The organism is Mycobacterium sp. IS-1742, assembly GCF_001500125.1.
Classification (GTDB): Bacteria; Actinomycetota; Actinomycetes; order Mycobacteriales; family Mycobacteriaceae; genus Mycobacterium.
Genome location: NZ_LQIV01000039.1, coordinates 1 through 761 on the forward strand (window position 1 = coordinate 1; position 761 = coordinate 761).

Annotated in this window: 1 protein-coding gene; it reads right to left on the bottom strand. The window is 68.6% G+C overall.

Annotated elements, in window-relative coordinates; translation table 11 throughout:
• On the bottom strand, positions 1 to 761 hold a 761-nt coding region (locus AU196_RS19295; RefSeq protein WP_157546509.1), incomplete at both ends, for a DUF222 domain-containing protein.

Genomic DNA, 761 nt, shown 5'->3' on the forward strand with positions numbered 1-761 from the left:
TAGCGGCGATCGGCATCCGACAGCAGCGGGCCGAGGTGGAGGGCGGCGATGCGGTCTTTGATGTCGAGATGCATGACGACGTTGGTGCGCTGCCCGTGCGGGCGGCGGGCGGCTTCGGTGTCCCAGCCGGCGTCGACCAGCGCCAGGAAGGCGTCCACGGTGGTCGGCATGGGCGGCCGGCTGCTTGCGGTGTCGTCGGCGTCGCCGTGGTCACGTTTCCACTGCGCGACCAGCCCGTCGTGGTGGGACTTCAGGGCGGCGTCGAACACCGCCGCCTCAATGTGAGGCAGGGCGATCCGCCAGTAGGTGTACTGCTCATCGGAGGTCTTGCTGATCGACGCCTCCGGCCCCGGGTCCGGCGCGGGCTTCGGTTCGTCGGACTGGGGTTCGGGTTGGGGGCGGGGTTCGAGTTTGATGGCGATGCGCAGTTGGCTGACCGAGGCGTTGGCCGCGAGTTCGGCGTAATGCTGATCGGATCCGGGGCCGGCGCCCTGGGCGATCACCCCGACTTGATCGAGGGAGAGTCGCCCTTCCCGCAGATCTGCGATGCAGCGCGGGAATTCCTCGATCCGGTCGGCAATGGTGGTGATGGTTTTCGCATTCGCCGGAGACACACCGGTTTTCCACGCCACGAGCGCGGCGACCGAGCGGGCCCCGGTGGCGCCCCACAACCGCTCACGGTCGATTTCGGCGGCGATCTCCACGATGCGGCCGTCGATGGCGTTGCGCTGACCGGCCAGCTCGGACAGTTCCTCGAACAG